Genomic DNA, 242 nt, shown 5'->3' on the forward strand with positions numbered 1-242 from the left:
GTGCCGACGACGATGTGCGCACCGCGGGCAAGCGTGCGGCGCTCCTCGCGCATGTCCATGCCGCCGACGCAGGTGGCCATGCGGGCGCCGGACTTGGCGTAGAGCCATTCCAGTTCGCGGGCGACCTGTTGGGCAAGTTCGCGGGTTGGCGCGACGATGACGGCCAGCGGCGTATCGGATTTCTCGAAGCGGTCTGCCCCGGCGAGCAGGTCGCCAGCCATGGCGAGGCCGAAAGCAACGGT

The 242-nt window shown here is 69.4% G+C and carries 1 protein-coding gene; it reads right to left on the reverse strand.

Annotated features, from left to right (window positions below; translation table 11 throughout):
- On the reverse strand, positions 1-242 hold a 242-nt coding region (locus B4F73_RS15345; protein ID WP_290483705.1), incomplete at both ends, for a DEAD/DEAH box helicase.

The organism is Hyphomonas sp. UBA3601, assembly GCF_002375605.1.
Classification (GTDB): Bacteria; Pseudomonadota; Alphaproteobacteria; order Caulobacterales; family Hyphomonadaceae; genus Hyphomonas.